At 60.4% G+C, this 25,925-nt stretch carries 24 protein-coding genes and 7 tRNA genes; 8 read left to right on the top strand and 23 right to left on the bottom strand.

Going from position 1 to position 25,925, the window contains the following annotated elements; translation table 11 throughout:
• Positions 1 to 64: 64 nt before the first annotated feature.
• From NFH98_RS06230 to NFH98_RS06210, 5 genes are all read right to left on the bottom strand, one after another.
• A complete protein-coding gene (locus tag NFH98_RS06230; protein ID WP_124802358.1) occupies positions 65 to 799 on the bottom strand; it encodes an amino acid ABC transporter ATP-binding protein in 735 nt (244 codons plus the stop codon).
• Between the two features lie 21 nt (positions 800 to 820).
• A complete protein-coding gene (locus NFH98_RS06225) occupies positions 821 to 1,612 on the bottom strand; it encodes a transporter substrate-binding domain-containing protein (RefSeq protein ID WP_349622345.1) in 792 nt (263 codons plus the stop codon).
• A gap of 21 nt (positions 1,613 to 1,633) precedes the next feature.
• On the bottom strand, positions 1,634 to 2,290 hold the full coding sequence (locus NFH98_RS06220) for an amino acid ABC transporter permease (protein ID WP_124802362.1): 657 nt from the start codon (positions 2,288 to 2,290) through the stop codon (positions 1,634 to 1,636).
• 4 nt (positions 2,291 to 2,294) lie between these two features.
• A complete protein-coding gene (locus NFH98_RS06215; RefSeq protein WP_253028971.1) occupies positions 2,295 to 2,960 on the bottom strand; it encodes an amino acid ABC transporter permease in 666 nt (221 codons plus the stop codon).
• A 440-nt stretch (positions 2,961 to 3,400) separates the two neighbouring features.
• Positions 3,401 to 4,405 carry a LacI family DNA-binding transcriptional regulator gene (locus tag NFH98_RS06210; RefSeq protein WP_287165741.1) on the bottom strand — a complete coding sequence of 335 codons (1,005 nt, stop codon included), beginning with the start codon at positions 4,403 to 4,405 and terminating at the stop codon, positions 3,401 to 3,403.
• 135 nt (positions 4,406 to 4,540) lie between these two features.
• Between NFH98_RS06210 and NFH98_RS06205 the strand changes: the two genes are divergently transcribed.
• Positions 4,541 to 5,986: a sulfatase family protein gene (locus NFH98_RS06205; RefSeq protein WP_348827785.1), complete on the top strand. Its 1,446-nt coding sequence runs from the start codon at positions 4,541 to 4,543 to the stop codon at positions 5,984 to 5,986.
• A gap of 508 nt (positions 5,987 to 6,494) precedes the next feature.
• Here the strand turns inward: NFH98_RS06205 and NFH98_RS06200 are convergent.
• The 5 genes from NFH98_RS06200 to NFH98_RS06180 are packed head-to-tail and all read right to left on the bottom strand — an operon-like array spanning position 6,495 to position 10,644.
• On the bottom strand, positions 6,495 to 6,836 hold the full coding sequence (locus NFH98_RS06200) for an NIPSNAP family protein (RefSeq protein WP_124802370.1): 342 nt from the start codon (positions 6,834 to 6,836) through the stop codon (positions 6,495 to 6,497).
• Between the two features lies 1 nt (position 6,837).
• Positions 6,838 to 7,335 carry a TRAP transporter small permease gene (locus tag NFH98_RS06195; protein WP_306169318.1) on the bottom strand — a complete coding sequence of 166 codons (498 nt, stop codon included), beginning with the start codon at positions 7,333 to 7,335 and terminating at the stop codon, positions 6,838 to 6,840.
• Complete coding sequence (locus tag NFH98_RS06190) at positions 7,332 to 8,618, bottom strand: TRAP transporter large permease (protein ID WP_124802374.1); 1,287 nt, start codon at positions 8,616 to 8,618, stop codon at positions 7,332 to 7,334. The genes NFH98_RS06195 and NFH98_RS06190 overlap by 4 nt, the downstream gene beginning before the upstream one ends.
• Positions 8,619 to 8,676: 58 nt before the next feature.
• A complete protein-coding gene (locus NFH98_RS06185) occupies positions 8,677 to 9,648 on the bottom strand; it encodes a TRAP transporter substrate-binding protein (protein WP_124802376.1) in 972 nt (323 codons plus the stop codon).
• 57 nt (positions 9,649 to 9,705) lie between these two features.
• Positions 9,706 to 10,644: an NAD(P)-dependent oxidoreductase gene (locus tag NFH98_RS06180; protein WP_348827784.1), complete on the bottom strand. Its 939-nt coding sequence runs from the start codon at positions 10,642 to 10,644 to the stop codon at positions 9,706 to 9,708.
• A gap of 135 nt (positions 10,645 to 10,779) precedes the next feature.
• Between NFH98_RS06180 and NFH98_RS06175 the strand changes: the two genes are divergently transcribed.
• Together NFH98_RS06175 and NFH98_RS06170 are read left to right on the top strand one after the other, a co-directional pair.
• Positions 10,780 to 11,520: a FadR/GntR family transcriptional regulator gene (locus NFH98_RS06175; protein ID WP_348827783.1), complete on the top strand. Its 741-nt coding sequence runs from the start codon at positions 10,780 to 10,782 to the stop codon at positions 11,518 to 11,520.
• Between the two features lie 18 nt (positions 11,521 to 11,538).
• Entirely contained in the window at positions 11,539 to 13,191 is a 1,653-nt protein-coding gene (locus NFH98_RS06170; protein WP_348827782.1) for a thiamine pyrophosphate-binding protein, read from the top strand.
• A gap of 390 nt (positions 13,192 to 13,581) precedes the next feature.
• Here the strand turns inward: NFH98_RS06170 and NFH98_RS06165 are convergent, their stop codons facing one another.
• From NFH98_RS06165 to NFH98_RS06105, 13 genes are all read right to left on the bottom strand, one after another.
• Positions 13,582 to 13,914, bottom strand: a complete 333-nt coding sequence (locus tag NFH98_RS06165; protein WP_349622344.1) for a gamma-glutamylcyclotransferase family protein — start codon at positions 13,912 to 13,914, stop codon at positions 13,582 to 13,584.
• Positions 13,915 to 14,205: 291 nt separating this feature from the next.
• Positions 14,206 to 14,293, bottom strand: a tRNA-Ser gene (locus NFH98_RS06160).
• A gap of 180 nt (positions 14,294 to 14,473) precedes the next feature.
• Positions 14,474 to 15,076 (bottom strand): YiiD C-terminal domain-containing protein, encoded by a 603-nt coding sequence (locus NFH98_RS06155; protein WP_349622343.1) that lies wholly within the window; start codon positions 15,074 to 15,076, stop codon positions 14,474 to 14,476.
• A 27-nt stretch (positions 15,077 to 15,103) separates the two neighbouring features.
• The gene (locus NFH98_RS06150) at positions 15,104 to 15,664 is read right to left on the bottom strand and encodes a nitroreductase family protein (RefSeq protein ID WP_045993706.1); all 561 of its coding nucleotides are present in this window, start codon (positions 15,662 to 15,664) and stop codon (positions 15,104 to 15,106) included.
• 123 nt (positions 15,665 to 15,787) lie between these two features.
• The gene (queF, locus tag NFH98_RS06145; RefSeq protein ID WP_349622342.1) at positions 15,788 to 16,642 is read right to left on the bottom strand and encodes an NADPH-dependent 7-cyano-7-deazaguanine reductase QueF; all 855 of its coding nucleotides are present in this window, start codon (positions 16,640 to 16,642) and stop codon (positions 15,788 to 15,790) included.
• Between the two features lie 68 nt (positions 16,643 to 16,710).
• On the bottom strand, positions 16,711 to 17,484 hold the full coding sequence (locus tag NFH98_RS06140; RefSeq protein ID WP_045993708.1) for an ABC transporter permease: 774 nt from the start codon (positions 17,482 to 17,484) through the stop codon (positions 16,711 to 16,713).
• The gene (locus NFH98_RS06135; RefSeq protein ID WP_124802432.1) at positions 17,481 to 18,425 is read right to left on the bottom strand and encodes an ABC transporter ATP-binding protein; all 945 of its coding nucleotides are present in this window, start codon (positions 18,423 to 18,425) and stop codon (positions 17,481 to 17,483) included. The genes NFH98_RS06140 and NFH98_RS06135 overlap by 4 nt, the downstream gene beginning before the upstream one ends.
• A 394-nt stretch (positions 18,426 to 18,819) precedes the next feature.
• Positions 18,820 to 18,894, bottom strand: a tRNA-Gly gene (locus NFH98_RS06130).
• A gap of 53 nt (positions 18,895 to 18,947) precedes the next feature.
• A tRNA-Glu gene (locus NFH98_RS06125) sits at positions 18,948 to 19,023 on the bottom strand.
• 3 nt (positions 19,024 to 19,026) lie between these two features.
• Positions 19,027 to 19,101, bottom strand: a tRNA-Gly gene (locus NFH98_RS06120).
• A gap of 27 nt (positions 19,102 to 19,128) precedes the next feature.
• Positions 19,129 to 19,204, bottom strand: a tRNA-Glu gene (locus NFH98_RS06115).
• Positions 19,205 to 19,208: 4 nt separating this feature from the next.
• A tRNA-Gly gene (locus NFH98_RS06110) sits at positions 19,209 to 19,283 on the bottom strand.
• Between the two features lie 40 nt (positions 19,284 to 19,323).
• Positions 19,324 to 19,399: transfer RNA gene (locus NFH98_RS06105), tRNA-Glu, on the bottom strand.
• Between the two features lie 305 nt (positions 19,400 to 19,704).
• Between NFH98_RS06105 and msrB the strand changes: the two genes are divergently transcribed.
• The 5 genes from msrB (at position 19,705) to ggt (ending at position 25,791) form a co-directional block, all read left to right on the top strand.
• Positions 19,705 to 20,103: a peptide-methionine (R)-S-oxide reductase MsrB gene (msrB, locus tag NFH98_RS06100; RefSeq protein ID WP_045994885.1), complete on the top strand. Its 399-nt coding sequence runs from the start codon at positions 19,705 to 19,707 to the stop codon at positions 20,101 to 20,103.
• Between the two features lie 271 nt (positions 20,104 to 20,374).
• Positions 20,375 to 21,409: a ribosome biogenesis GTPase YlqF gene (gene ylqF / locus NFH98_RS06095; protein ID WP_222515389.1), complete on the top strand. Its 1,035-nt coding sequence runs from the start codon at positions 20,375 to 20,377 to the stop codon at positions 21,407 to 21,409.
• Between the two features lie 108 nt (positions 21,410 to 21,517).
• Positions 21,518 to 22,747, top strand: coding sequence for a pyridoxal phosphate-dependent aminotransferase (locus NFH98_RS06090; protein WP_045994887.1), 1,230 nt, complete (start codon positions 21,518 to 21,520; stop codon positions 22,745 to 22,747).
• Between the two features lie 185 nt (positions 22,748 to 22,932).
• Positions 22,933 to 23,832, top strand: coding sequence for a protease HtpX (htpX, locus tag NFH98_RS06085; protein WP_045994888.1), 900 nt, complete (start codon positions 22,933 to 22,935; stop codon positions 23,830 to 23,832).
• Between the two features lie 219 nt (positions 23,833 to 24,051).
• The gene (gene ggt, locus NFH98_RS06080) at positions 24,052 to 25,791 is read left to right on the top strand and encodes a gamma-glutamyltransferase (RefSeq protein ID WP_213228448.1); all 1,740 of its coding nucleotides are present in this window, start codon (positions 24,052 to 24,054) and stop codon (positions 25,789 to 25,791) included.
• Positions 25,792 to 25,925 lie beyond the last annotated feature (134 nt).

Below are 25,925 nucleotides of genomic sequence, written 5' to 3'. Positions count from 1 at the left end.
CCTCTGCTCCAAGCAGGACGCCCCCTGCCGACGCACCGGCAGGGAGGCCTGGCCCTTTGTCAGCTCAGGTGATCTGACCCAGGAAGTTCTGTAGCCGTTCGTTCTGCGGGTTGGTGAAGAACCCGGTCGGTTCGTTGATCTCGACGATCTTGCCCGCGTCCATGAAGACGATACGATCGGCCACGGCCTTGGCAAATTCCATTTCATGGGTCACGCACATCATCGTCATGCCCTCCCCGGCCAGATCGATCATCGTATCCAGTACCTCCTTCACCATCTCCGGATCGAGCGCAGAGGTCGGCTCGTCAAACAGCATGATCCGTGGCTTCATGCACAGAGCCCGAGCGATAGCCACGCGCTGTTGCTGCCCACCGGAGAGCTGCGCCGGATACTTGTCGGCCTGCTCGGGGATCTTGACTCGCTCGAGGTAGTGACGAGCGGTCTTCTCGGCTTCGGCACGACTGACCTTCTTGGTCTTCATCGGTGACAGGATGCAGTTCTCCAGCACCGTCATATGAGGAAACAGATTAAAGCTCTGAAACACCATGCCGACGTCTTCACGTACCTTGGCAACGTTCTTGCCTCCCGCGGTAAGCTCGATCCCGTCGACAACGATCGTGCCCGAATGTATCTCTTCGAGCTGGTTGATGGTGCGGATCAGGGTGGACTTCCCTGATCCGGATGGGCCGCAGATGACGATACGCTCACCCGACTCGACGGACAGGTTGACGTCTGTCAGGGCGGCAAACTCGCCGTAGTACTTCACGACATCCTGCATCACGACAGCTTGTGCAGACATTGGCAGTCCCCAATTATTGGCTTACTTGTTCAGGTAATCCGGAAGCGGCTCACCCAGCCACTCCTGGTGGATGTCGTTCAGGGTGCCATCGGATTTGATCTGGGCGAGGTAGCTGTTGATCTGCTCCAGCAGCTCGTCGGAGCCTGGCGCCACGCTGATTCCCTGGAGTTGGTTGGACAGATCGAGCTTCTTCTCGAAACGGCCACCGGTGACGGCGATCACTTCTCCCATCACTACGTTGGAGGCGCCTAGAAGGTCGACCTGGCCCGACATCAGCGCCTGTACTGCACCGGCACCATCATCGAAGCGACGGATTTCCGTGCCCTCCGGGGCCGCCTCGACGACGCCCCTTTCCTGGGTGGAGCCCCGGGCTACGCCCACGATGTAGTCGGCCAGGTCCGCTTTCGATTCGACTTCCTTGGACGCATCGCCGTACACGGCAATACTGATGGCCGCGTAAGGGTCAGAGAAATCCACCTTTTCAGAACGAGCCGGCGTAATGCCGAGGGACGCCACAAGAACATCGACCTGGCCAGACAGCAGGTAAGGGATACGGTTAGGCCCTGTCACCGGCACGATCTGCAAATCGACGCCGAGGCTTTCCGCCAGTTCGGTTGCCACGGCGGCATCATAGCCATCGGGATTGCCTGAGGTATCGAGCACACCGAAGGGGGGGAAATCGACCAGCATGCCGACACGTAGCTTGCCGGACTCCTGGATGTCGGTGAGTTCAGCAGCGACGGCGGATGCTTGTGTCCCAACGGCCATGAGGGTCAAGGCGGTGCTGGCGACAAGATGTTTTATTTTTATCATCTTTTTATGCTCCTTAGGGGATTATCGAACGGTTGAGAGTCTCATCCGCGCTTCGAGTCGCTTGGCGAACATCGACAGCGGACAACACAACAGAAAATAGAAAATGGCAATCGTGCCGAAGACCAGAATCGGCGAGAACGTGGCGTTGTTGACGATCTGTCCGGCGCGGGTCAACTCGGTGAAGCCGATGATCGAGGCGAGCGAGGTGCCCTTGATCAGCTGTACCGAAAAACCGACGGTGGCTGGCGTGGCGATCTTGATTGCCTGGGGCAGGATGATATGACGCATCCGGTTGACGTAGCTGAGCGCAAGGGCCTTCGACGCTTCGGTCTGTCCACCCGGCACGGCCTCGATGGCGCCTCGCCAGATTTCACCAAGGAAGGCGCTGGCGTGCAGGGTGAGGCCCACCGCGGCAGCGGTGAGGGGGCTGACCGGAAAGCTGGACACCGAGAAACCGAAGTAGATCAGGAAGAGTTGCATGAGCAGCGGAGTGCCCCGGAACAACTGGATATACAAGGCTGCAGCAGTGCTCACCATCTTGTAGCCGGAGGTACGCATGGCGGCGATCAGCAAGCCCCCAATCGCGCCGCATCCAAAGGCGATAAGCGACAGCAGGAGCGTCCAGCGCACGGCGGAGGCCATGAAAAGTATGTCGGCGGTCGAGAATTCACGAATCATGGCGTCAGCTCACAGGGTAGGTGAAGAGTTTGCGACGGATGAGCGCGAATACGCCCGAGAAGCCCAGCGCCATCGCCAGGTAGGCGGCGGTCAGCACCAGATAGACCTCAAAGCTTGCGAAGGTCGCGGCGTTGATGTCGGCGCCGACAGAAGCGAGGTCGCTTGCCGAGATGACCGAGACCACACTCGACATCAGCATCAGGTAGATGAACTGGCTGGTCAGCGAGGGGTATATCGTGCGAAGCGCAGGCTTGATGACCACATGGCGAAAGATGTTGAACGGGCTGAGTGCCAACGCCCGCCCCGCTTCGATCTGGCCGCGCGGAATCGCTTCGATACCGGATCGTACGATCTCGGTGCCGTATGCGCCGACGTTGATCGTCAGCGCCATTAGCGCCGCGGTGTTCGGGGAAAGCGTGATGCCAGCCGCCGGCAGGCCAAAGAAGATGAAATAGATCTGTACGATGAAGGGCGTGTTGCGGATGACCTCGACATAGGACGCCACGATCATTCGCAGGGGTCGAACATGTGACGTGCGGGCGACGGCACCGAGAATCGAGATCCCCAGCCCGAACACCATCGCGGTGGCCGATAGCCGAATGGTCAGCAGTGCCCCGACGAGCAGCGCATCCCAGCTCGCGAAGACTGGCTGAAAATTGAAATCGTACATGTTGGTCCTCCTTGTTGTTTATATCGTTCTAAATTGCACCTTACACAATGTCAAGGTAGGAGGCCGGTTCACGCCAAGGGCCATCGCTGCCGGCACCTTCGTCAAGCCATCTGTTAGCGTTGTCGAATATGAACCTACAACACTGTTAAACATGGATATTTCTAGCGCATTCGAGAACTTCTTCGACGCCGGAACAGCAGGAAACTCGCCGGGCGCCAGGCTTGATATCAATAGTCGTAGAAGCCTACATCTCAGGCCTCCTGCCGCTTGGGTCGGCGATACCGCAGCAAGCGCCGACAAGGGGAGACTACCGGGAGGGCGAAGGAGGATCGCACTACCACTCGCCGGTAGCATCGAGCCGCTCCAGCGAGAGTGATTTAGACGAAAAATAGCAAGCAGAAACAGCGAAGTAGCCTGTAAGCACTACCGTCGACTGTCCACTACAGGGCGAAGGTACTGCCGCGAACCACCAGGGAGGGAACGGTAAGAACACGCTCGAAAGGCGCCTCCGGCTTGCCCAGACGGCGCGCTAAAAGAGTGGATGCGCTTGATCCCGTGTTGCCGGGGTTCGTTGCCACCGTCGTCAACTGCGGATACGCCATCCGCGCCACGGGCAGATCGCCAAAGCCGATGATGGCATGCGTCTCGCCTGGTACTGCGCCGCTCTGGCGTAGCCCCTGCATCACCCCAGCAGCGACGATATCGTTGAAGCAGATGATGCCGGTGGCGTCAGCGGCTTCGTCCTTGATGCGGGCCCCCGCCTCGATGGCGCCGTCGAGCGAGAACTCGGTCTCGATGATGGTTCCCTCGACACCGTCGGCCTCGGCCAACCCCTGATGGAAGGCGCCAACACGCTCGGACCGAGCCGACGACCTGGACGAAACAGACACAAAAACAATGCGTTGGTGTCCAAGGGAGGTCAGATGCCGAACGGCGCTAAGCATGCCGCTGGCGTTGTCGGTCCCGGCATAGTCAGACTCGGTCGGAGAGACTGCGCGCATGGCCTGGATCACCGGAATACCCCAGTTGGCAATGCGTGAAAGTAGCTCCGGTGGGGTGCCTACGGCCGGACACAGGATGATGCCGTCGACCGAATGCTCCCGGAACCTCTGCAGGATATCCTCCTGACGCTCCGTGTCGTCATAGCTGTTGGCCAACAGGATGACCCGACCTTCGTCGGCCATGGTCCGCTCGGCGCCCGCCAGGAAATCAATGAAAAACGGATTAATCAGGTTTGGAACGATCAGCCCCACCGTACCGCTGCTATTACTGCGCAGCCGGGCGGCCGCACGATCAGCGACATAATCCATATCTTTCATGGTCTTGGTGATCAGCTCGCGAGTCGCATCCGACACCAGTGGCGAATTTCGCGCGACAAGCGATACGGTCGCCCGAGACACACCGGCCGCCTTGGCCACCATCTCCATCGTCACTTTCTTACGCATCGGACCTCCTTTTTCTCAATCATGCCGCCGTCCTGCCACAAATACTAGCTCACTTGACACCTAGTTAGATCGTTCTATTGACGTCTATACAAATCTCGCTCTACAGTCATCCATCACGCATGCGAGGAGAACAATATGGATAAGCAACCCAACGTGATAATGATCCTGGCCGACGACATGGGCTTCTGGAGCCTGGGAACGCGCGGCAATCAGGAAGTCCAGACCCCCCATATCGACGCTCTGGCGCGTAGCGGAGTGGATTTCGTCAACTGCTACTGTGTTTCTCCGGTGTGCTCCCCTGCCCGCGCCTCGCTACTCACCGGACGCATCCCGTCGCAGCACGGTGTGCTCGACTGGATCCGCCAGGGCTCCGAGGACAAGAATGGCGACAGGTCCGTCGAATACCTGCAAGGCATGCTGGGATTCAGTGACGTGCTTCATGACAACGGCTACGACTGCGCCTTGATCGGCAAGTGGCATCTGGGTGACAGCGCACATCCCCAGAAAGGATTCACCCACTGGATCACCATGCCGAAAGGCTCCGACAGCTATTACGGCGCCAGAATGTACCGCAACGGCGTCGAAGAGATAGTCCCGGGTTATCTTACGGACTTCCTGGCCGACGAGGCGACCCACTATCTCGAGTCCCGTGCCGGAGAAGACCGTCCCTTCTTCCTGTCCTTGAATTTTTCCGCTCCCCACCGGCCCTGGCACAAGTCACAGCATCCACGCGAGGTCTGGAGCCAGTACGACGATTGTGAGTTTTCCACCTTCCCTCGCCTGCCGCGCCATCCCGATCAGATCAACAACGGCGTCTATCCCCAGGAAGACGTCAACGAGATGATCCAGGGCTACTGCACCTCACTGACCGCAGCCGACGCGGCGATCGGACGGGTCCTGGCCAGGCTCGAGGATCTCGGCCTCACCGAAGATACTCTGGTCATCTTCACCAGCGACAATGGCATGAGCCTTGGCCACCACGGCATCTACGGCAAAGGCAACGCGACCTACCCGCAGAATATGTACGACCAGGCGGTTCGCGTGCCCTTTATCATGGCCCAGCCCGGCAAGATCACACCAAGAGCCTCGACGGCACTCGTCAGTCACTACGATTTCTGCCCGACCTTGCTCGAGTACCTCGGCATCGATGCGAAGGTCGGCGACAATCTGCCTGGAAGGTCGTTTCTGCCCATCCTGACGGGGCCAGATGACACGCAAAGCCGGGATGTCGTGGTGTTCGACGAATATGGACCCGTGCGAATGCTCCGCGACAGCCGTTGGAAGTTTATCTGGCGCGTGGGTGACTGGCCCAACGAACTCTACGACATGACCGAGGATCCAGACGAACTCAACGACCTCATCCACTCCCCCGAGCATGCCGATATCGCGGCAGAGCTGGAACAGCGCATGGTTGCGTGGTTCGAGCAGTACGTCGATCCAGCAAGAGATGGCACCAAACAGCCGGTATTCGGCCGCGGTCAGATTGCCCGCGTCGATGCCAACGATACCGATGGCGTACCCTTCGCCGATGATTGGTTCTACCAGAGCAGCGGTGGCGAGGATTCCGGGCCGACACTCTAACCACTGGCTGAAACACCAAGGCACCAGGGCGAATCACTCACTCGGTGCTTGGCCATCGGGCCGAAACTGGGTGACAACGGCGGTCAGGCTCACGCAACCGGTTCAGCCTGATTGCCGCTTCAGCCAGACAAGGGAACGACACCACCATCTGTTGGCTCGTTGAGTCCGCTGTCATGGTGGAGCGCCTCACGTCTTTGGATAGATGGCATTGCATGGCGCCCCCCTTGGCGATCGACCCCGCCCGCAATGCGAGGACACGCGGTCATCCCGACACGAAGCTCACTGGGCGATTCTGGCAGTTCGCCGGCGGGCACGGCCAGGAAACAAAAAACAGTGTGAAGCCGCTTCATCGACCCACGATCCCCGACATCAATCCCCCAGTTCGACAAAAAGCTCCTTATCTCGGTGAGAAAAGGAGCCCATTGCCATATCGAAACATATATTTTAGTCGACTAGAAAGTATTTCCATCAAAAGTCGATCACATCAAAAGTCACTATTTCCTATGTACTACCCTTCGACCTTCTTTACGTGAAAGGGATCAAAGAAAGGCGCGGCGACGAGTATCTTGTTCTCCTGGCTGACCAGGTACCCCGCCTCGGCGCTTTTCGCGAGATATTCTTTCCACTCCGGGTCTGCCTGTAGCTTCTGGCGCTTGGCTGCGCGGTCGGCCGCATCCTCGTACATCCAGACATGCACATAGGAGTTGACATCACCCGTTTCAACCGCCCCATAAACAACGGGATAACCCAGGTGTTTACTCTGCACCTTCCACCCGTGGTCTTCATAGAGCTTCATGTGTTTCTTGATGGTACCCGGGCGGCAGGTGTATGTTCTTAGATCGTAGATCATCTTACTTCTCCTTCATCATGGTAGAAAATGGCGCTTTAACGTCCGCGATCGATTCAAACAGATCACGCAATGAGTAAATCATCATCAATGTTCCCGAGATGGGGATCGCGGCATAGAAAAGCCCCGTCGGAAGGTTCAGTACAGGCGTTACTGCACTGCTCCGTGCCGTCAGCTCCCATCCGTACCACGTCATGGCGAGCATGAACCCAAGGGATAGAAATGCCAGAAAGGCCCTGAGCAAAGGTGCCGCACGCTTTTGCCCTATCACCTGCTCGAGCCAATCTACTCTGAAGTGTCCCCGCTCTCGCCATAAGGCAGAGGAGCCCATGAATACCATCCAGGAAAACAAGCCCCTTACCACCTCATCCAGCCATGCGAAGCTCGCAAGTTGAAAGCTGCGCGCAATGACGCTTGAAAACAGCAGGATGAATAACGCTGCCAAACAGAACGAGGCAATCGCGCGCAGGAGTTGGCCCACCACTCGATCAAGTTTATTCATGAGTTCATCACCAGATCAGGCAGCCATGTCGATATCGCTGGAATCATGACGACGGCCATCAACACCACGAAAAGACCAATCAAGTAAGGCGTCAAGGCACGCGACAAGCGGCCGACGCTGATTTTGGCAATCGACGATGTTGCAAAGAGAACCATACCCACGGGAGGCGTCAGCAAACCGACCATCGAACACATGATCATGATCACGCCGAAATGCACCGGATCAACGCCAATCTGTGTTACGACAGGAAGAAACAAAGGCACGGTTAGTACGATGACCGCGATACCTTCCAGAAACATCCCCAGGACCAGCAAGATAGCAACGATAATAGCCATTATTATTGCTGGACTCTCGGAGAGGGAAAGCATGGTCTCCACCAACTGATTGGGAATGCGTTGGTGTATCAACAGCCAGCCAAAGAAGCCGGCGGCAGCAATAACGAACATGACCCGTACCGTATGGACCAATGTTTCCCATATTATCTCAGGAAGGTCGGATACCTTAACCTCACGATAGACAACCATTGATAAAAACATGGCGTAGGCACTGGCCATGACCCCCGCCTCGGTCGGTGTAAACACGCCACCAAATATCCCCGCAATAATAATCACCGGCGTCAGCAACGATAGAAGTGCAGACAGGAAACTACGGCCGATTTCGGCCCAATCGACATGATCCCGTCGGGACATCTTGTGGCGCAAGGCGTGCACGTAAACCGCCAGCATCAAGGCCAGCGCCATCAGGACGCCAGGCACAACGCCTGCAAGAAAAAGCTGGGCTACCGACACCCCGGTGATCGATGAATACAAGACGAAGGGGATGGATGGCGGAAACACCGGCCCTATGGTGGATGAGGCCGCCGTGATTGCCGCAGAAAAGTCCGGATCGTAGTCTCGATCCGCCATCGCTTTGAGCTCAACCTGCCCAAGCCCGGCCGCATCCGCCACAGCGGCACCAGACATGCCGGAAAAGAAGAGTGACGCCAGAACGTTTACCTGCCCAAGTCCACCACGAATATGTCCGACACACGCATCGGCGAAACGAAAGATCCGGTGAGTAATCCCTCCCGTGTTCATGAGATTACCGGCCAGGATGAAAAACGGTATCGCTAGAAGCGTAAAACCGGTGGTTGCCGAAAACATTCGTTGCGGCAACATCGCCAGAATATCAAAGTCCCCCTGCAGGGAATAAAAACCAACGGAAATCAGACCCAGCGCAGCAGCAACCGAAAGCCCGATACCAATCAAAGAGACAAGAGCTCCAAGGATGACGAATGTCAGCATATAGCACACCCCATACGGATTGGAGCGCAGTCCAGCGCTCCAATCCGTGCCGTAGAGATTAATCCAGGAAGCTCAGGAATGTTTGCATGTTTTCCTGACCGACATACTCTGAAACGCGATCTCTGGCCGGCCCCATCAGCTCAACAAACATCGCCGAGTCGGGATCCGTCACTTGCATGCCTCGCTCCTTGAGGGCAGCAATATCTTTCTCCTCTTGTGCGATGACGGCGTCCCGCATCATCGTCGAGGCGGCGACACTTTCCTCACGGACAATGGACTGCTGATCTTCGGAAAGAGAATCCCAGGTGTCCTTATTGACCACGTGGACCATGGAGTTGTAGACATGGCGTGTCAGAGCCAGATGGTCCTGCAACTCGTCAAAGTTGAAGTGGTAGATAACGCTGATGGGATTTTCCTGCCCGTCAACGACCCCTTGATTAAGAGCATTGGGAAGCTCGGGGAAGGCAATCTGCGCGGTTGATGCACCAAGTGCCTCAAGCGCTGCGACGATCTGCAATTCTGGCGGGGTGCGCAACTTCAAGCCGTCCACATCTTCGGGGCTCTCGATCGGCCTGACACTATTGGTGATATTTCTGAACCCGTACTCCCAGTTTGACAGCATGACCAGCCCCTCCTCTTCGAGCTGTGGCGCAACCCACTCAAAGAAGGGACCGTCAAGGACGTTGTGAGCCTCTTCGTAACTGCCGAAGGCGAAGGGTGTCATTACCGTACCAAATGCTTTTACATACTTGTCCAATCCCCCCTGAGTCGGCAAGTTCATATCGACGACACCGAGAACGGTTTGCTCAAGCTGCTCGGGAGGTGAGCCAAGCTCGTTTGCGGGATATAGCTCGACAGATACCGCACCCTCTGTTCTTTCTTCAACATTTTTCGCGAATGCCAACGCCGCCTGATGGGCAGGATGAGATTCTGCAGCAAAATGTGCCATTCGTAACGTAACATCCTGCGCTTCAACCGAGGCTGACAGAATGCAAGCGAGCGTGCCGAAAAGGATTTTATTATAATACATAGTACAATCTTCCTCTCATTATAGCTATCAGTTCTGTTTCATTACATCAGTGAGCGCCTACTCCTTCAGGCAAGCTTCGATGCCAGAAAGCTCTTCATATGCCTTGATCACGGCTGTGCAACCTTCGTTACCGTGCCCCATTATCGAAGCGAGGGCATAGGTGTTGTGCACCGACTGCGCCATGAAAGCCGGAAGACCTGCCTGTTCCAACCACTCGGCATAATAACGAACGTCTTTCTGAGCATTTTCCAACGACATGTGTGGCGTAAAATCACGCTGGAGCGTCAGGTTGCCATAAAGGTCCATCATCCCCGACTTGCCACCAGCCGCCGAGATAATCCCGATGACCTTTGACATATCGAGCCCCTCTTTCGCGGCAAGGGCAAAGCCTTCGCACCAGGACGCCACATTGGCGAAGGCAATGTAGTTATGGATCAACTTCAAGCGTGTCGCGTGTCCGGCGGGACCCACATGAAAAATGTTTTCTGCATAAGCACCGAAGACGGGGCGCAGTCGCTCCAGCAGTGCCTCATCGCCACCAAACAAGACGTTGACCTCACCACGTTCAGCATGAGCGGGAGTGCGGGTCATTGGGGCTTCTGCGTATTGAACAGAGGCCTGCTCACACGCTTTGCGCATCAGCTCGACATGCTCGACCGAGACCGTCGTGTGGTCCAGAAAGATGGCATCCTTAGGCAACTTGGCCAAGGCGCCATCGGGTCCGAGGGCGAGCGCCTGGACCGCTTCTGCGGTGGTGATACAGACGGCAAGAATATCGGACTCTGAGGCGATCTCGCCGACCGAGCCTCCTTTTACCGCGCCTTCATTGACCGCTCTGGCGACCCTTTCCGGATCCAGATCGTAGACCGTAACCCTGTGGCCCTTGAGGCAGAGATTCTTGACGAGCCCTCTCCCCATGCCACCCAGACCGACAAACCCGATACGTTGCCCTGCCATTACCTTCTCCTTGTTGCTCTTGTGTTCTGTGGACCTCAAGCTAGTTCAAGCCTGTTTGTCTGACAACTGTTTTTAGTGCTACCTTTGTCGCACTAGCCCCTTGCAGGTCGCATGGCCTACGCTTCAACGACGCGTCGCGGCTTGAGCTGTTCAGACGATCAGGAAGACATCCCAATGCAGGATTTTGAAATCTATGGGCGTATTGATCGCCCTCGCCGGCTACCTGATGAGGTCGCGGTAGCCCTGACCAAGGCGATCGAAGGAGGCCAGCTTCAGCCTGGCGACCGCCTTCCCACCGAGGCGGTACTTTCCAAGAAATTTGGCGTTGCGCGCACGGTGATCCGCGAGGCGATTTCGCTTCTCAAGTACGATGGCGTCGTCGACTCTCGACGTGGCGTCGGCACTTTTATTACGGAAACCACCAATCGTTCGGCGTTTCGCATCAGCCCGGGATGTTTCGAAAAACGCAAGCAGATCATAAAGTTGCTTCAGCTTAGAGCAGAGGTGCAGGCAGGGGCCTCGGCGCTTGCCGCTGGAACACGCACGGCTGAGCAAATGCAGGCTTTAGAAGATCTCTTTGCAGAAATCGAGCGACTTGACGCACTCGGTCCAGATGGAGCGCTTGAGCAAAGAGTCGACACCGAGCTCGAATTCTATCGGCGCATTACCGAAGCTTCTGACAATGAATATTATGTCGAGGTTATCGGCATGATTGAGGGGAATATACAGAGCAACCTGCGCTCGGCCTTTCTGAAGAATGCAGCGGCTTCTGAATTCGGCCCTTCCATTCTGGATGAACACCGCGCGGTGAGAGATGCACTGGCAATACAAGACGCATCGCTAGCTCGCAGCGCGACACGCCTACGCTTCGAACGCGCGGCTGAGCGTCTGGCAGCTCGCGAAGACTTTCTATAAGAACAAGGGTCTAGATTTATGAGTGAACAACCGTCACGTCATGGTGGAAAAGTTCTCGTCGAAGCCCTCGAGGCACAGGGGGTGGAGCGGGTATTTTGTGTGCCTGGAGAAAGCTACCTGGCCGCTCTTGATGGGCTTTTCGATTCCGGCGTGGACACCATCGTGACGCGACACGAAGGCGGGGCCTCGCTGATGGCCGAAGCCGATGGGAAACTTACCGGGCGTCCTGGCATCGCTTTCGTCACGCGGGGCCCCGGCGCCACCAACGCTTCCTGTGGCGTACATGTCGCCTACCAGGACTCGACGCCCATGATTCTCTTCATTGGGCAGGTGGCGAGCGATCAGCGCGACAGAGAAGCTTTCCAGGAAGTCGACTACCGGGCCATGTTCAATCCATTGGCAAAATGGGTCGCGGAAATTGATCGCGTCGACCGGATTCCTGAGTACGTAAGCCACGCCTTCCATGTCGCTCAAAGCGGCCGTCCGGGTCCTGTTGTGCTCGCACTTCCCGAGGACATCCTCTCATCAGACTACACTGGCGCCCCGGCTGTACCGGCTGCCACGCTACCTTCGGGCAAGGCGGCTGAGAGCGATGTCGGCGCCATTGTCGACATGCTGGCGAAGGCCGAACGCCCGTTGGTTATCGTCGGCGGTGGGCCCTGGTCCCAGAAAGCCGCCAATGCGCTCGGACGATTTGCCGACAAGGCCGCGCTACCGGTGGGAGCCTCTTTTCGCTGCCAGGACTATCTCGACAACCGACATTCACACTATGTTGGCGACGTTGGTATCGGCATCAACCCCAAGCTCGCGGAACGCGTCAAGAATGCCGATGTCATTCTCTCACTCGGTGCTCGACTGGGTGAAATGACGACCAGCGGTTACACCTTGCTGACGCCTCCCCTGCCGCGACAGACCCTCATACACGTCCACGCAGACGCTGCGGAAATTGGTCGTGTCTATCGACCGGCCCTCGGCGTCGTCGCGAACGCTGCTGAGCTCGTCTGTCAGCTGGCCGATGCAGCAAGGTCGCCGGAGTCACCGCGTGATCAATGGATCACCGGCGCGCGCTCGGACTACGAGGAGTGGCAGCAACTACAGCAGAGCCCCGGTGACCTGAAGATGGAACAAGTCATCTCTCACCTCAACGAGGCGCTCGGTGAGGATGCCATCCTGACAAATGGTGCCGGGAACTACTCCGCGTGGCTTCATCGCTACTATCGCTATCGCAACTGGCCCACCCAGCTTGCCCCCACCAGTGGCTCAATGGGCTACGGCTTGCCGGCAGCGATCGCCGCCAAATTGCGCCACCCCGAGCGAGACGTGGTCTGCCTGGCAGGGGATGGCTGCTTTCAGATGGTGATGCAAGAGTTTGGTGTTGCCTGTCAGTACGGCGCAAATGTCATCGTTCTGGTGTCCAACAACGGCATGTACGGCACCATTCGCATGCATCAGGAACGAAAGTATCCGGACCGCCCCTCGGGAACACGAATGCACAATCCCGACTTCGCTGCATTCGCCAGAAGTTACGGGGGCTTTGGCGCAACCGTGACAAGCGATAGCGAATTTCCAGCCGCACTGCAGGCAGCCAGAGAGGCAGGGGTTCCCGCGATCCTGGACTTGAAGGTAGACCCACACGCCCTGTCGCCCAAGCTGACCCTGGCCCGTCCATGAAGGCAGTAGCCAAGAGATACCCGCACGGACAGGAAGCTGCCCTGCCATCGCCAGGGTAGGCTTGATTCACCCCGACACCCCTGCCGGGCCGCAGCAGCATCTCAGTATCAAGCTGCACTTAATAGGAACCAGCTGCTCGCGCAGAAAGCTGCGCTCGCGGCCCGGGATCGGCTAGCTTGATGGCATCTGATGCACAACTTGGGCTATGGCAATGCGGCGAGCGAGGATGGTATTTCACAGACCTTTCACTGGTAAGTGATCCACCGCCATGGCGAAAAGCTCGCCACACGTATTTCGATAGCCGGTGATCTTGCGGTACGGGCAATACGCACCATCAGGCCGGTTTGACGCGCCTTTCCACACCACCGCGGGGTGAGATCAGCCCCCTCGTCAGGCCTCTCTGCGCAGGGCGTAGACGTAGGCCTCGACCCTACCGCCATCATCGAGGCTGACGGTGACCGGGGTACGTTGGTACTCGGGCCCCTCAAACTCGTCCAGGGCCGCCCAGTGTTCCGGTAGTGCGTCGGACACGAAGACGTGGCCTCGGATATCGTCGCCGGCGTCATCCAGCACCAGGCCCGGGAAGCCCATCTCGGCGCCCCAACCCGCCTGGTGCAGCCGTCCCTTGATGCTGCCCGGTTGCCAATGGCCGCCGATGGCCTGCATGACGTGTTCGTTGGGTCCGCCCGGCCCCAAGGTCCCGTAGATAAACAGGTGTGCCAAAACGCACCTCCCTCTCAATAGGTAAACGACTAATTTTCTCCGCTAGCCCCTGGGCTGGGCAAGCCCGGCCTGCTGCCAGCGTGCTGTGCCACGCGGTGGAGATCTGCCGTTTGAGAGTGGGAGGTATCGTCAATTCCGGTGCTGTGAAGCGAGGCTTTACCGCTGCCAGATGGATCAGGCTGGCGAACCTGAGGAAGGACAGACACCCTGCATGGATTGGGGTGGGGTCAACGCGGATAGAATTCACATAGAAAAAAGCCGCTGATTTCTCAGCGGCTTTCTCAAATTCTGTGGCGGAGGGGGAGGGATTCGAACCCTCGAAGCCTTTCGACTTACACACTTTCCAGGCGTGCTCCTTCGACCACTCGGACACCCCTCCGCATTGTCATCCCGAGAAACATGATGCCCGCGTTGCGCGGTGCTTATCCCTCAAGACGGCGCATACTTTATCGCCTTAAGTTCTCGATTGCAAGCCGTTTTTCGGCTTACATCAGATTCGTCGTGTGGCAGTTCGGGGTCTGATGGCGAAGCGGCGCGGTGGCGAAGCGGCGCGATGGCGTCAGCGTGCTGCGATGGGAGGTTCGCTGGCCAGCACGGCGTAGTCACCCCTGGCTTCCAGGCAAAGGGTGTCGCCGCACCACAGCTGCTGGACCAGGGCTATGCGGCCCTTGCCGCGTTCCGCCAGGCGCTGCTCCAGCGCCGCTTCGGCGCCTGTTTCGCTGCCGACCTGCCCGGCACTACCCTGCCCTGCCGCACCTCTGGCATCAACATCTGAGGAGCCGCTCGCCTCGGGTCGGCAGATCAGGCGGTAGTCGCCGGTCACCGGGGCGAGAAAGCGTTGGCTGGCCTCGGCCACCACCACGTCGCGGTTGTAGCCTCGACGGCGCAGCCACAGGGTGGTCCAGCACCAGCCGAGCAAGGTGGTCTGGGCGGCCAGCGAGCCGCCAAAACCGGTGCCCTTGTCGTTGAGGTTAGGGGTCAGGGCTAGCTCCCAGCGCAGCGAGTCCTGGTCGCGCGCCATGCAGGTGATGCCAAGCGATCCGACCAGGGGGATGGCCTCACCCAGCCAGTCGAGAAAGGCCCCGGGGTCGTCCTCGCCTCCCTCGGGCGGCAAGACGGGCCGCGGGTGGGCCGTGCCAACGCGTCTGATCAATTCATCCATGGTTCAGTCCCAACGCTCGGCTCTCTACTAGTCCCAACGCTCGACAAAATCCTCACTATCGTGACAGGCGATGGGCTTGTGGCGGCCTCCGAGCTGGCCGATGTAGATAAAGGCGACCAGTTCGTCGTCGTCGCCAAGCCGCAGGCCCTTGCGCACGGTGTCGTCGAAGGCGTACTTGCCGCTGCGCCACATGGCGCCGAGCCCCAAGGCGTGGGCGGCCAGCAGGATGCCGTGGGCAGCGCAGCCAGCGGAGATGACCTGCTCGATCTTCGGCACCTTGGGTACGTCCGGGTCCACCTTGGCGACGACGCCGATGATCATGGGTGCGCGCTTGGGCTTCATTCGGGCGCTATTGAGGCACTCGTCTGTCGCCTTGGGGTCTTCGCGAAATTCGGCCTCGGCGAACAATTCACCCAGGCGGTCGAGCCCCTCGCCGGAGAACTCGATAAACCGCCAAGGCCTGAGCTCCTTGTGGTCCGGTGCGCGCAGGGCGGCGCAGTAGATCGCCTCGAGTTGTTCGCGGCTAGGGGCCGGCCCCATCAGCTTGCCCATGGAGCTGCGCTCGTGCAGCAGTGTCATTGCATCCATCGTGTCACTCCAGAGGGTCCGAGCCCTGTCACTGTTCAGCGATCGAGAATTCTTCGCATTACCCTACCAGATCACTCGGGTATTGTCTGTGGCGCTATCGCTATCGCCCTGAGCCATTGCCGACTACTGGCGCGCCAGGCGCAGCGGCGTGGGCGGTGTCTCGCCGGGGGTACCGCGCCAGGGGCTGATATCGAGACCACCGCGGCGCACGTAGCGTGCCAGCACCAAGAGCCGTTCTGGGCGAGCCTTGTCCATCAGGTCCATGAAGATATGCTCGACGCAGTGCTCGTGGAAGTCCTGGTGCTGGCGATAGCCGACGATGTAGCGCAGAAGGCCTTCGCGATCGAGCCGGGGACCGCGGTAGCGGATCATCACGCTGCCCCAGTCGGGCTGGCCGGTCACCGGGCAGTTGGACTTGAGCAGGTGGGACGTCAGCGCTTCCTCGACGATCTCGTCACTGACCGAAAGGTGCTCCGGGCTCGGCGTATAGTCGCTGATCTCGATGTCCTGATCGTCGATACACTCCCCCGGCAACGGGCGCGGGTTGAGCTCGGCGTCGTCCACCGCCAGGATCTCCACGCTGAGCTCGGCACCGGCGGCCTCGCTCAGGTCGCGCTTCAGCGTTTCGATCAGTTCGTCGTGGCCAGCAAAGCGGGTTTGATTCAGGCTATTGAGGTAGAGCTTCCAGGATTTGGACTCGATCAGCCGGGGCGAGCTTGCCGGCAGGCGAAAGCGTGCCACGGCGACACAGGGCTTGCCTCTGGGCGTCAGCCAGGACAGCTCGAAGGCGTGCCATTCGTCCTCGCCGACGAAGGGCAGCGCGCCCTCCTCGATCCCCAGCGGTTTGCGGTTGGCGGCGCGTTCGATGGGGAACAGAAGCTGCGCATCGTAGCGCTCGGGATAGTCCGATTCCCGCCCCAGGGGCGCATCGGTCAGGGTGTCGGGGCGGTGGTGGGGATCCCGGGGGATAGTGGACATGGCAATACCTGAACAAGAGAGAGTCCGAGAGACAAACGGCTACCGGCCGCCCGAGGCGGCCGGAGCGATCAACTGCGAATGCCCTTGCCGTTTTCCAGCATCCACAGGGCGATGGCGAACAGCACCACGATAAAGCCGAAGATGGCGGCGAGCGCCCAGCCGACCGGGATGTCGGAGACGCCGAGGAAACCGTAGCGGAAGACGTTGACCATGTAGAGGATGGGGTTGAGCATCGAGGCGCCCTGCCAGAAGGCCGGCAGCAGCGAGATCGAGTAGAAGACCCCACCCAGGTAGGTCAGCGGCGTCAGCACGAAGGTCGGCACGATGGAGATATCGTCGAACTTCTTGCCGAGCAGCGCGTTGATGAAGCCGCCGGTGGCGAACAGTGCCGCGGTCAGGATCACCACCCCGATGGTCAACAGCGGGTGGGCCACCTCGATGCGGGTAAAGAACAGCGACACCCCGGTGACGATGATGCCGACACCGAGCCCGCGCGCCATGCCGCCGAGGATAAAGCCCGCCAGTATCACCCAGTTGGGCATCGGCGAGACCATCATCTCCTCGACGCTGCGCTGGAACTTGTTGGAGAAGAACGACGAGGCCACGTTGGAGTAGCTGTTGGTGATCACCGACATCATGATCAGCCCCGGGACGATGAAGTCCATATAGCTGTAGCCGTCCATCTCACCGATGCGCGAGCCGATCAGGTTGCCGAAGATGATGAAGTACATCGTCATGGTGATCGACGGCGGCAACAGGGTCTGCGGCCAGATCCGGGTAAAGCGCCGGACTTCCTTGGCTACCAGGGTCCACAGGGCGATCGCGATCTGACTCGGGTTCATCCTCTCAGCTCCTTGTCGGCGTTGCCGCTTTCCACCATGGACACGAACATTTCCTCCAGCCGGTTGGCCCGGTTGCGCATCGACAGCACCCGCACGCCGTCTGCCTTGAGGGCATCGAAGACGTCGTTGAGGCACTGCCCGCGATGCACCATCACCGATAGCTGGGCGCTGTCCACCTGCTTGACCTCGAAGCCTTCGATGGCGGGGGCATGATCGATGGGTTCGGCCAGATCCAGCAGGAAGGTCTCGGTGTCGAGCTCACTCAGTAGCTCGCGCACGCTGGTGTTCCTGACGATCTCGCCGTGGTTGATGATGCCCACGTTGCGGCACAGGCTCTCCGCCTCTTCCAGATAGTGGGTGGTCAGGATGATGGTGGTGCCTTCCTCGCGGTTGATACGCCGCATGTACTCCCACATGCTGCGGCGCAACTCGATATCCACCCCGGCGGTGGGCTCATCGAGGATCAACAGCTTGGGACGGTGCATCAGCGCGCGGGCGATCATCAGGCGGCGCTTCATACCGCCGGACAGCATGCGTGCGCTGCCGTTGCGCTTGTCCCACAGGCTGAGGTCCCTGAGCAGACTTTCCGCCCGAGGCAGGGCTTCACGGCGAGGCATGCCGTAGTAGCCGGCCTGGGCCAGCACGATATCGATGACCCGCTCGAACTGGTTGAAGTTGAACTCCTGCGGCACCACCCCGAGATGGTACTTGGCCCGGGCAAAGTCCTCGTCGATATCGATGCCGAAGATCTTTACCTGGCCGGCGGTCTTCTGCACCAGCGAACAGACCACGCCCAGGGTGGTGGACTTGCCCGCCCCATTAGGGCCAAGCAAGGCGTAGAAGTCGCCCTGCTGGACGTCGAGGTCGATGCCCTTTAGGGCCTTGAAGCCATTGCCGTAGACCTTGGTCAGGCCTCGAATGGACAGAGCCGGTTCGGCCATGAGGGATCCTTGGTGTCAGGGTTGAAAGCTTGGGCTTTGAAGCATGAGATCGGACGCCAAGCGCTGCACGCCTTCGCTAGCTTGCCTGTCGCGGGTGACTCGACGTTGACGGTTGGCATCGGCTTGCCCAACCCGTCGCGATCGCGCCGTGCCGAGCGACGGGATTCGCTATTCGATAGAAGGCTTAGCATATGGGGTCGGTCGGGAGCATCTTCAACCGGACAAAGCGGCAAATGCGGCGTCGACGCAAGGGGCACTCGATGGTCTTACGCCGGACTCGCTTCGCGCAAGCACAAAAAAATCGCCGATCAACGCGATGATTCGCGTCGCTCAGGCGACTGTTGCTGCTTCTGGCGATGTGCTTTCCACAGGTATTTGAGACGCTTCTCGATACTGGAGCGGGAAACGAGATTCGAACTCGCGACCCCAACCTTGGCAAGGTTGTGCTCTACCACTGAGCTATTCCCGCTTGATCGATGCAGTCCAACGATGTCTTCATCGTGTCCTGCCTGCGCTGCGAAGTGGCGTCCCATAGGGGGTTCGAACCCCTGTTCCCGCCGTGAAAGGGCGGTGTCCTGGACCACTAGACGAATGGGACGCATGGAGCGGGAAACGAGATTCGAACTCGCGACCCCAACCTTGGCAAGGTTGTGCTCTACCACTGAGCTATTCCCGCAAACGCATCGCAAATTGTACCGGAAAGTGGCGTCCCATAGGGGGTTCGAACCCCTGTTCCCGCCGTGAAAGGGCGGTGTCCTGGACCACTAGACGAATGGGACGCATTGGAGCGGGAAACGAGATTCGAACTCGCGACCCCAACCTTGGCAAGGTTGTGCTCTACCACTGAGCTATTCCCGCGCTGCGCACTACTGCCGCATTCCGGCCTCGAGATTCGAGTTGGCGTCCCATAGGGGGTTCGAACCCCTGTTCCCGCCGTGAAAGGGCGGTGTCCTGGACCACTAGACGAATGGGACGCATCCGCCTCGTCTCATCTCGAGGTGGCGCGTATGTTACTGAGCACCCTCAAAAGTGTCAACCCCGGCTGAAGGATTTCCTGCTCGATTCAGCGCCCTTCTCTATATAGGCTCTTTCTATACGCATTCACTCTCCATCGACGCTTTAGCCACCCTCCCCTGCATCGTGGAACGCAGGAGTTGGTCAAACTGCAGCAAACGTCTTAGCTTGAATACCGAGGCTGCGACTTTGATGCAGTCGTGGGTGCCGCATCGACGCGAACCACGATGCGCAAGCCTCGACCGAACGTCACGGGAGACCGTCCATGCGCAAGAAGATCGAGAAGTCCGACGCCGAATGGCGAGAGCAGCTTACCCCGGAGCAGTACCACGTCACCCGCGAAAAAGGCACGGAACGTCCCTTTACCGGTGACTACCAGATCACCGAGGTGCACGGCATCTATCACTGCGTGTGCTGCAACGCCCCCTTGTTTGAAAACGAGCACAAGTTCGACGCTGGCTGCGGCTGGCCCAGCTTCGACCGCCCGCTGTCCTGCGAAAGCGTGCAGCGCCATGAGGACACCAGCCACGGCATGCACCGCATCGAGGTCACCTGCCATCGCTGCGATGCCCACCTGGGCCACGTGTTCCCCGACGGTCCGACCAGCACCGGAGAGCGCTTCTGCATCAATTCGCTGGCCATCGACTTTCATGAGGGGGAGTAGGCGTTGCGCCCTCCCCCGGCCTACGCCTCAGACGTCTCTCTCCCCTTGCCCCTTCCCTCCTCGTTGCAAGCCCCTGTGCCCGCCGCCAGGTGTTTCTCGGCGGGCCTGGCGCTCTCGTCGCCCGGACCTTGCGACCTCGCCTCCCGCCGTGTGCGACCCTGCCCTCCATCATCTGCGACCTTGTCATCCACCGCTCGCGACATTTGCCTCGCATTTCCATAAGATGGGGAGCCATTTGCGCAACACCCTTTAGAAAAGGCAGGAGAACGAGATGCTGGGCTGGTTTCCGGGACATATGAACAAGGCGCGACGCCAGATTCTCGAGGCGCTGCCGGAAATCGACGTGGTCATCGAGGTGCTGGACGCGCGCCTGCCCTATTCCAGTGCCAATCCGATGCTGGCGAGCCTGACCCGCCACAAGCCGGTACTCAAGATCCTGTCCCGAGCCGATCTGGCCGATCCTGAGGGTACCCGCGCCTGGACCGCCCACTTCGACGCCCAGCCAGACACCCGCGCCCTGGCGGTGACCACCACCAATACCCGCGAGCTCAAGCGCATTCCCAAGCTGTGCCATGAACTGGCTGGCCAGGTGCGTGCCGACCGCGACGTGCGGGTGATGGTGATGGGCATCCCCAACGTCGGCAAATCGACGCTGATCAATGGTCTGGCGGGACGCACCATCGCCAAGACCGGTAACGAACCGGCGGTGACCAAGCGCCAGCAGAAGGTACGCATCCAGGGTCGCGTGGCGCTGACCGACACCCCGGGCGTGCTGTGGCCAAAGATCGAGGATCAGGCCAGTGCCTATCGTCTGGCGGCCAGCGGCGCCATCCGCGATACCGCCATCGACTATGTCGATGTGGCCCTGATCACCGCCGCCGAGCTGGCCAAACGCTATCCAGAGGCGCTCAAGGCACGCTATAAACTCAAGGCGCTGCCGGCCTACGAGGCCAATCCCGACGCCGACAAGGTCGAGGCCGATGGAGACGCTCGCCCGGACCTGATGGCGCTGGCCGGCTTCGACGGCCACGCCATCCTCGCCGAGATCGCCGCCAAGCGCGGTGGCCTGCGCGCCGGTGGCGAGATCGACCTGCACCGCGGCAGCGAGGTGCTGTTGCACGAACTGCGTGATGGCAAGCTCGGGCGCCTGACCCTGGAGACCCCGGAGGACATCCCGGCGCCTGAGGAAGCCGCTGTCGAGGCCGAGGAAGATGCCTCGGAAGACGGCTCGCAGGATGTCGCAGAAGGCGCCTCGAAGGCAGCACCTCACCAGGGTGCCCAGGGCGAAGCGGCGAGCGACGACTAGGCCGCACGCCCGGCCACCGCCGCCCCGGCAACGCATCGACAGGACTCACCAACAACGACACTCCCGCCCCGGCGGGCACGGACACACGGACCCAGCGAGACCCGCGCCATGGACACGCCCACCCTTTCCAAGTCTCACAAGCTCGACAACGTCTGCTACGACATCCGCGGGCCCGTGCTCGAGCACGCCAAGCGGCTGGAGGACGAAGGACAGCGCATCCTCAAGCTCAATATCGGCAACCCTGCGCCGTTCGGCTTCGAGGCGCCGGAAGAGATCCTGCAGGACGTGATGCGCAATCTGCCCACCGCCCAGGGCTACTGCGACTCCAAGGGGCTCTACTCGGCGCGCAAGGCGATCATGCAGGAGTGCCAGCGCAAGGAGATCCCTGGCGTCGGCATCGAGGACATCTACATCGGCAACGGCGTCTCCGAGCTGATCGTGATGGCCATGCAGGCGCTGCTCAACGACGGCGACGAGGTGCTGATCCCGGCCCCCGACTACCCGCTGTGGACCGCTGCGGTGAACCTGTCCGGCGGGCGTGGCGTACACTATCTGTGCGACGAACAGGCCGACTGGGCGCCAGCGATGGACGATATCCGCGCCAAGGTAACCAGCCACACCCGCGCCATCGTCATCATCAACCCCAACAACCCCACCGGTGCGGTCTACCCCCCCGAGGTGCTGCGCGAGCTGCTCGACATCGCCCGTGAGCACAACCTGGTGGTGTTCTCCGACGAGATCTACGACAAGATCCTCTACGACGACACCGTGCACGTGGCCACCGGGGCACTGGCCAGCGAAGACCAGCTGGTGGTGACCATGAACGGTCTGTCCAAGAGCTACCGCTGCGCCGGCTTTCGCAGCGGCTGGATGACCCTGTCCGGGGCGGTGGCACGCCAGCGCGCCAACGACTTCATCCAGGGCCTGACCATGCTGGCCTCGATGCGCCTATGCGCCAATGTGCCCGCCCAGCACGCCATCCAGACCGCACTGGGGGGCTACCAGTCGATCAACGACCTGATCCTGCCCGGCGGGCGCCTGCTGGCCCAGCGCGACATCACGGTGGAAAAGCTCAACGCCATCCCAGGGGTCAGCTGCACCACGCCCAAGGGGGCGCTCTACGCCTTTCCGCGCCTGGACCCCAAGGTCTTCAATATCCAGGACGACCAGCAACTGGTGCTGGACCTGCTGCTGCAGGAGAAGATCCTGCTGGTCCAGGGTACCGCCTTCAACTGGCCCGACCCGGACCACGTGCGCATCGTCACGTTGCCCTGGGCCGATCAGCTCGGCGACGCCCTGGATCGCTTCGCCCGCTTCCTCTCGCGCTATCGCCAGTAGGCGGTCACGCCGACGTCATCGCCGGGTGCCAGCATCGAATCCGCTATCTCGACGCTGGCACGGCGATAGCGTCATCCGCGCCCGGGCGCTTGAAACTTGTCGCTCCAGGGCTTATCTAAGCATCTGATTCCTCCCGTCGAGCCGATTGGCTCGGCAGGTTTCCTTCCTTACGGAGAATGTCGGCAATGATGAGAATCCTGCTCTTCCTGGGCACCAACCTGGCGGTGATCCTGGTGGCGAGTATCACCCTGCGCCTGCTCGGCGTGGAGCCCTACCTCAACGCCCAGGGCATCAACTTCAACAGCCTGCTGATCTTCTGCTTCGTGTTCGGCATGGCGGGTTCCATGGTGTCGCTGTTCATCTCCAAGTGGATGGCCAAGCGCTCCACTGGCACGGTGATCATCGAAAACCCCTCCAACGCCACCGAGCAGTGGCTGGTCGACACCGTCGCCGAGCTGGCCCGCGAGGCCAACATCAAGACCCCGGAGGTCGGCATCTTCCCGGCCCAGCAGTCCAATGCCTTTGCCACCGGCTGGAACAAGAACGATGCCCTGGTCGCGGTGTCCGCCGGCCTGCTCAATCGCATGCAGCCCGAAGAAATCAAGGCGGTGCTGGCCCATGAGATCGGCCACGTCGCCAACGGCGACATGGTCACGCTTGCCCTGATTCAGGGCGTGCTCAACACCTTCGTGATGTTCTTCGCCCGGGTGGTCGCGCAAGTGGTCGACAGCTTCCTGCGGCGTGACGACAACGAGGGCCTCGGCTTCTTCGGCTACATTGCCGTGGTCATGGTCGCCGAGATCGTTTTCGGCATCCTGGCCTCGATGATCGCCGCCTGGTTCTCGCGCTTCCGCGAGTACCGCGCCGACGCCGCCGGGGCCAAGCTCGCCGGTTCCGGCGCCATGATCAATGCCCTGGCTCGACTCAAGGCCGAGACCCAGATGCCCGACCAGATGCCGGACACCCTGACCGCCTTCGCCATCACCACCGGCCAGACCCGCAAGCTGATGGAAAAGCTGTTTGCGAGCCACCCGCCGCTGGATGATCGCATCCGCGCGCTCAAGGAAGCCGCCTACCGCCAGTAAGCGCACACTTGATACGCTCTCAACGCCCCCGCCCGGCCCTGCCTGGCGGGGGCGTTATCGTTGGAGCCGGCTTTCACTTACTCCTCTCGGCACACCCAGGATCGCTTCGCCATTTGCGCGTACGCCTCGTCACGACAATAGTTAAGCAGCGTACAACGAGGCGTTCTGGCCGCACGGCCAGCGGCCTGCAACGATCTATTGAAAACACGAGGGTATGCCATGTCAGTCTCCTACTCCCTGCGCGGGGCAATCGCAGGCTCGGCGCTAGGGCTCGCTCTGGGTCTCGTCTCGACCTCGGCGCTGGCCGACAGTCAGGCGATCCTGGAAGGCGAACGCTTCCATCCTGAGGTCAGCACCCGCGGCATGGTCGCCACCAGCCACTTCCTGGCCTCCGAGGTGGCCCGCGAGGTGCTGGCCAACGGCGGCAATGCCGTGGACGCCGCCGTCACCGCAGGCTTTGCGCTGGCGGTCACCCAGCCGCGTTCGGGCAATATCGGCGGCGGTGGCTTCATGCTGATCTCCGACGAGAACAGCGATGAAGTCATCGCCATCGACTACCGCGAGAAGGCGCCCAAGGCGGCCTACGAGACCATGTTCCAGGACGACAACGGCGACGCTGTGGCCGAGCTGTCCCGCTACACCCACAACGCCGCCGGCGTACCCGGCACCGTGGCAGGGCTGGCACTGGCGCTGGAGCGCTACGGCACCATGAGCCTGGCCGAGACCCTGGCCCCAGCCATCAAGCTTGCCGAAGAGGGCTTCGCCGTGCCCCAGCGCTTCGTCGACGGCATCGACAGCGCCAGCGAACGCTTCGAGCCCTGGGAGGCCAGCCGCGCCAAGTTCTTCAAGGAGGATGGCTCGCGCTACCAGGTCGGCGACATCTACCGCCAGCCGGACCTGGCCGCCACCTTGAAGCGCATCGCCGAACAGGGCCCCCGTGAGTTCTACGAGGGTGAGACCGCCGAGCTGATCGCCGCCGAGATGGGGCGTCACGACGGCCTGATGACACTGGAGGATTTGGCCAGCTACGAGGCCACCGTGCGCGAGCCGGTGCATGGCAGCTACCGTGGCCACGACGTCTACGCGATGAGTCCGCCGTCCTCCGGTGGCGCCCATATCGTGCAGATCCTCAACATCCTCGAGGACGACGATATCGGCGAGCTGGGCTTCAACTCGGCCCGCACCATCCATCTGATGGCCGAGGCAATGAAGCGGGCCTACGCCGATCGCTCCCAGTATCTGGGTGACACCGACTTCGTCGAGGTGCCCCTGGCCGGACTGACCTCCGAGGAGTACGCCGCCGAGCTACGCAGCGATATCGCCGCCGACCAGGCCACCCCAAGTGCCGATATCGCGCCAGGCAACCCACTGCCCTACGAGTCCAACGAAACCACTCACTTCTCGATCGCCGACGGCAACGGCCTGGCGGTGTCCAACACCTACACCATCAACTTCAGCTATGGTTCGGGCATCGTGGTCGACGGCGCCGGCTTCCTGCTCAACAACGAGATGGACGACTTCTCGGCCAAGCCGGGGGTACCCAACGCCTACGGCCTGATCGGCGGCGAAGCCAACAAGATCGAGCCGGAGAAGCGCATGCTGTCATCGATGACGCCGACCATCGTCAAGCGCGACGGCAAGAACTACCTGATCACCGGCAGCCCCGGTGGCTCGCGCATTATCACCACCACCCTGCAGGTGCTGATGAACGTGATCGACCACGACATGAACATCCAGGCAGCGGTCAGCATGCCGCGCATCCACCATCAGTGGCTGCCCGACGAAATCCGCATCGAACAGGGCGTCAGCCCCGACACCCTGGACCTGCTGGAGAGCATGGGCCACACCGTCAGCCAGCAGGAGGCCATGGGTGCCGCCCAGTCGATCCTGATCGAGGACGGCGTCTTCTACGGCGGCGCCGATCCGCGCCGTTCCACCTCCTCGGCCATGGGGCTGTAGCCTGCTGACACTCAGGCAACGCCAAGACTTGGCCGCGACGCCAAGACTCAGCCGCGCGATGGAAGTCGCAGTAGAGGATGTCCGCCACAACAGACAAGGGCCCGGCGCATGGCGTCGGGCCCTTGGGGTGTCCA

Source organism: Halomonas sp. H33-56, from assembly GCF_040147035.1.
Classification (GTDB): Bacteria; Pseudomonadota; Gammaproteobacteria; order Pseudomonadales; family Halomonadaceae; genus Halomonas; species Halomonas litopenaei.
The sequence above is the reverse complement of the archived record's forward strand: the minus strand, read 5'-3'. Positions and strand labels throughout refer to the sequence as shown.

Coding starts and splice junctions, on each gene's coding strand:
- NFH98_RS06150 (WP_045993706.1), bottom strand. CDS start 15,664: ATGGATGCAATGACACTGCTGCACGAGCGCAGCTCCATGGGCAAGCTG.
- htpX (WP_045994888.1), top strand. CDS start 22,933: ATGATGAGAATCCTGCTCTTCCTGGGCACCAACCTGGCGGTGATCCTG.
- queF (WP_349622342.1), bottom strand. CDS start 16,642: ATGTCCACTATCCCCCGGGATCCCCACCACCGCCCCGACACCCTGACC.
- NFH98_RS06200 (WP_124802370.1), bottom strand. CDS start 6,836: ATGATCTACGATCTAAGAACATACACCTGCCGCCCGGGTACCATCAAG.
- NFH98_RS06140 (WP_045993708.1), bottom strand. CDS start 17,484: ATGAACCCGAGTCAGATCGCGATCGCCCTGTGGACCCTGGTAGCCAAG.
- ggt (WP_213228448.1), top strand. CDS start 24,052: ATGTCAGTCTCCTACTCCCTGCGCGGGGCAATCGCAGGCTCGGCGCTA.
- NFH98_RS06215 (WP_253028971.1), bottom strand. CDS start 2,960: ATGTACGATTTCAATTTTCAGCCAGTCTTCGCGAGCTGGGATGCGCTG.
- NFH98_RS06205 (WP_348827785.1), top strand. CDS start 4,541: ATGGATAAGCAACCCAACGTGATAATGATCCTGGCCGACGACATGGGC.
- NFH98_RS06230 (WP_124802358.1), bottom strand. CDS start 799: ATGTCTGCACAAGCTGTCGTGATGCAGGATGTCGTGAAGTACTACGGC.
- NFH98_RS06190 (WP_124802374.1), bottom strand. CDS start 8,618: ATGCTGACATTCGTCATCCTTGGAGCTCTTGTCTCTTTGATTGGTATC.
- NFH98_RS06155 (WP_349622343.1), bottom strand. CDS start 15,076: ATGGATGAATTGATCAGACGCGTTGGCACGGCCCACCCGCGGCCCGTC.
- NFH98_RS06185 (WP_124802376.1), bottom strand. CDS start 9,648: ATGTATTATAATAAAATCCTTTTCGGCACGCTCGCTTGCATTCTGTCA.
- NFH98_RS06220 (WP_124802362.1), bottom strand. CDS start 2,290: ATGATTCGTGAATTCTCGACCGCCGACATACTTTTCATGGCCTCCGCC.
- NFH98_RS06090 (WP_045994887.1), top strand. CDS start 21,518: ATGGACACGCCCACCCTTTCCAAGTCTCACAAGCTCGACAACGTCTGC.
- NFH98_RS06225 (WP_349622345.1), bottom strand. CDS start 1,612: ATGATAAAAATAAAACATCTTGTCGCCAGCACCGCCTTGACCCTCATG.
- NFH98_RS06195 (WP_306169318.1), bottom strand. CDS start 7,335: ATGAATAAACTTGATCGAGTGGTGGGCCAACTCCTGCGCGCGATTGCC.
- NFH98_RS06210 (WP_287165741.1), bottom strand. CDS start 4,405: ATGCGTAAGAAAGTGACGATGGAGATGGTGGCCAAGGCGGCCGGTGTG.
- NFH98_RS06175 (WP_348827783.1), top strand. CDS start 10,780: ATGCAGGATTTTGAAATCTATGGGCGTATTGATCGCCCTCGCCGGCTA.
- msrB (WP_045994885.1), top strand. CDS start 19,705: ATGCGCAAGAAGATCGAGAAGTCCGACGCCGAATGGCGAGAGCAGCTT.
- NFH98_RS06135 (WP_124802432.1), bottom strand. CDS start 18,425: ATGGCCGAACCGGCTCTGTCCATTCGAGGCCTGACCAAGGTCTACGGC.
- NFH98_RS06170 (WP_348827782.1), top strand. CDS start 11,539: ATGAGTGAACAACCGTCACGTCATGGTGGAAAAGTTCTCGTCGAAGCC.
- ylqF (WP_222515389.1), top strand. CDS start 20,375: ATGCTGGGCTGGTTTCCGGGACATATGAACAAGGCGCGACGCCAGATT.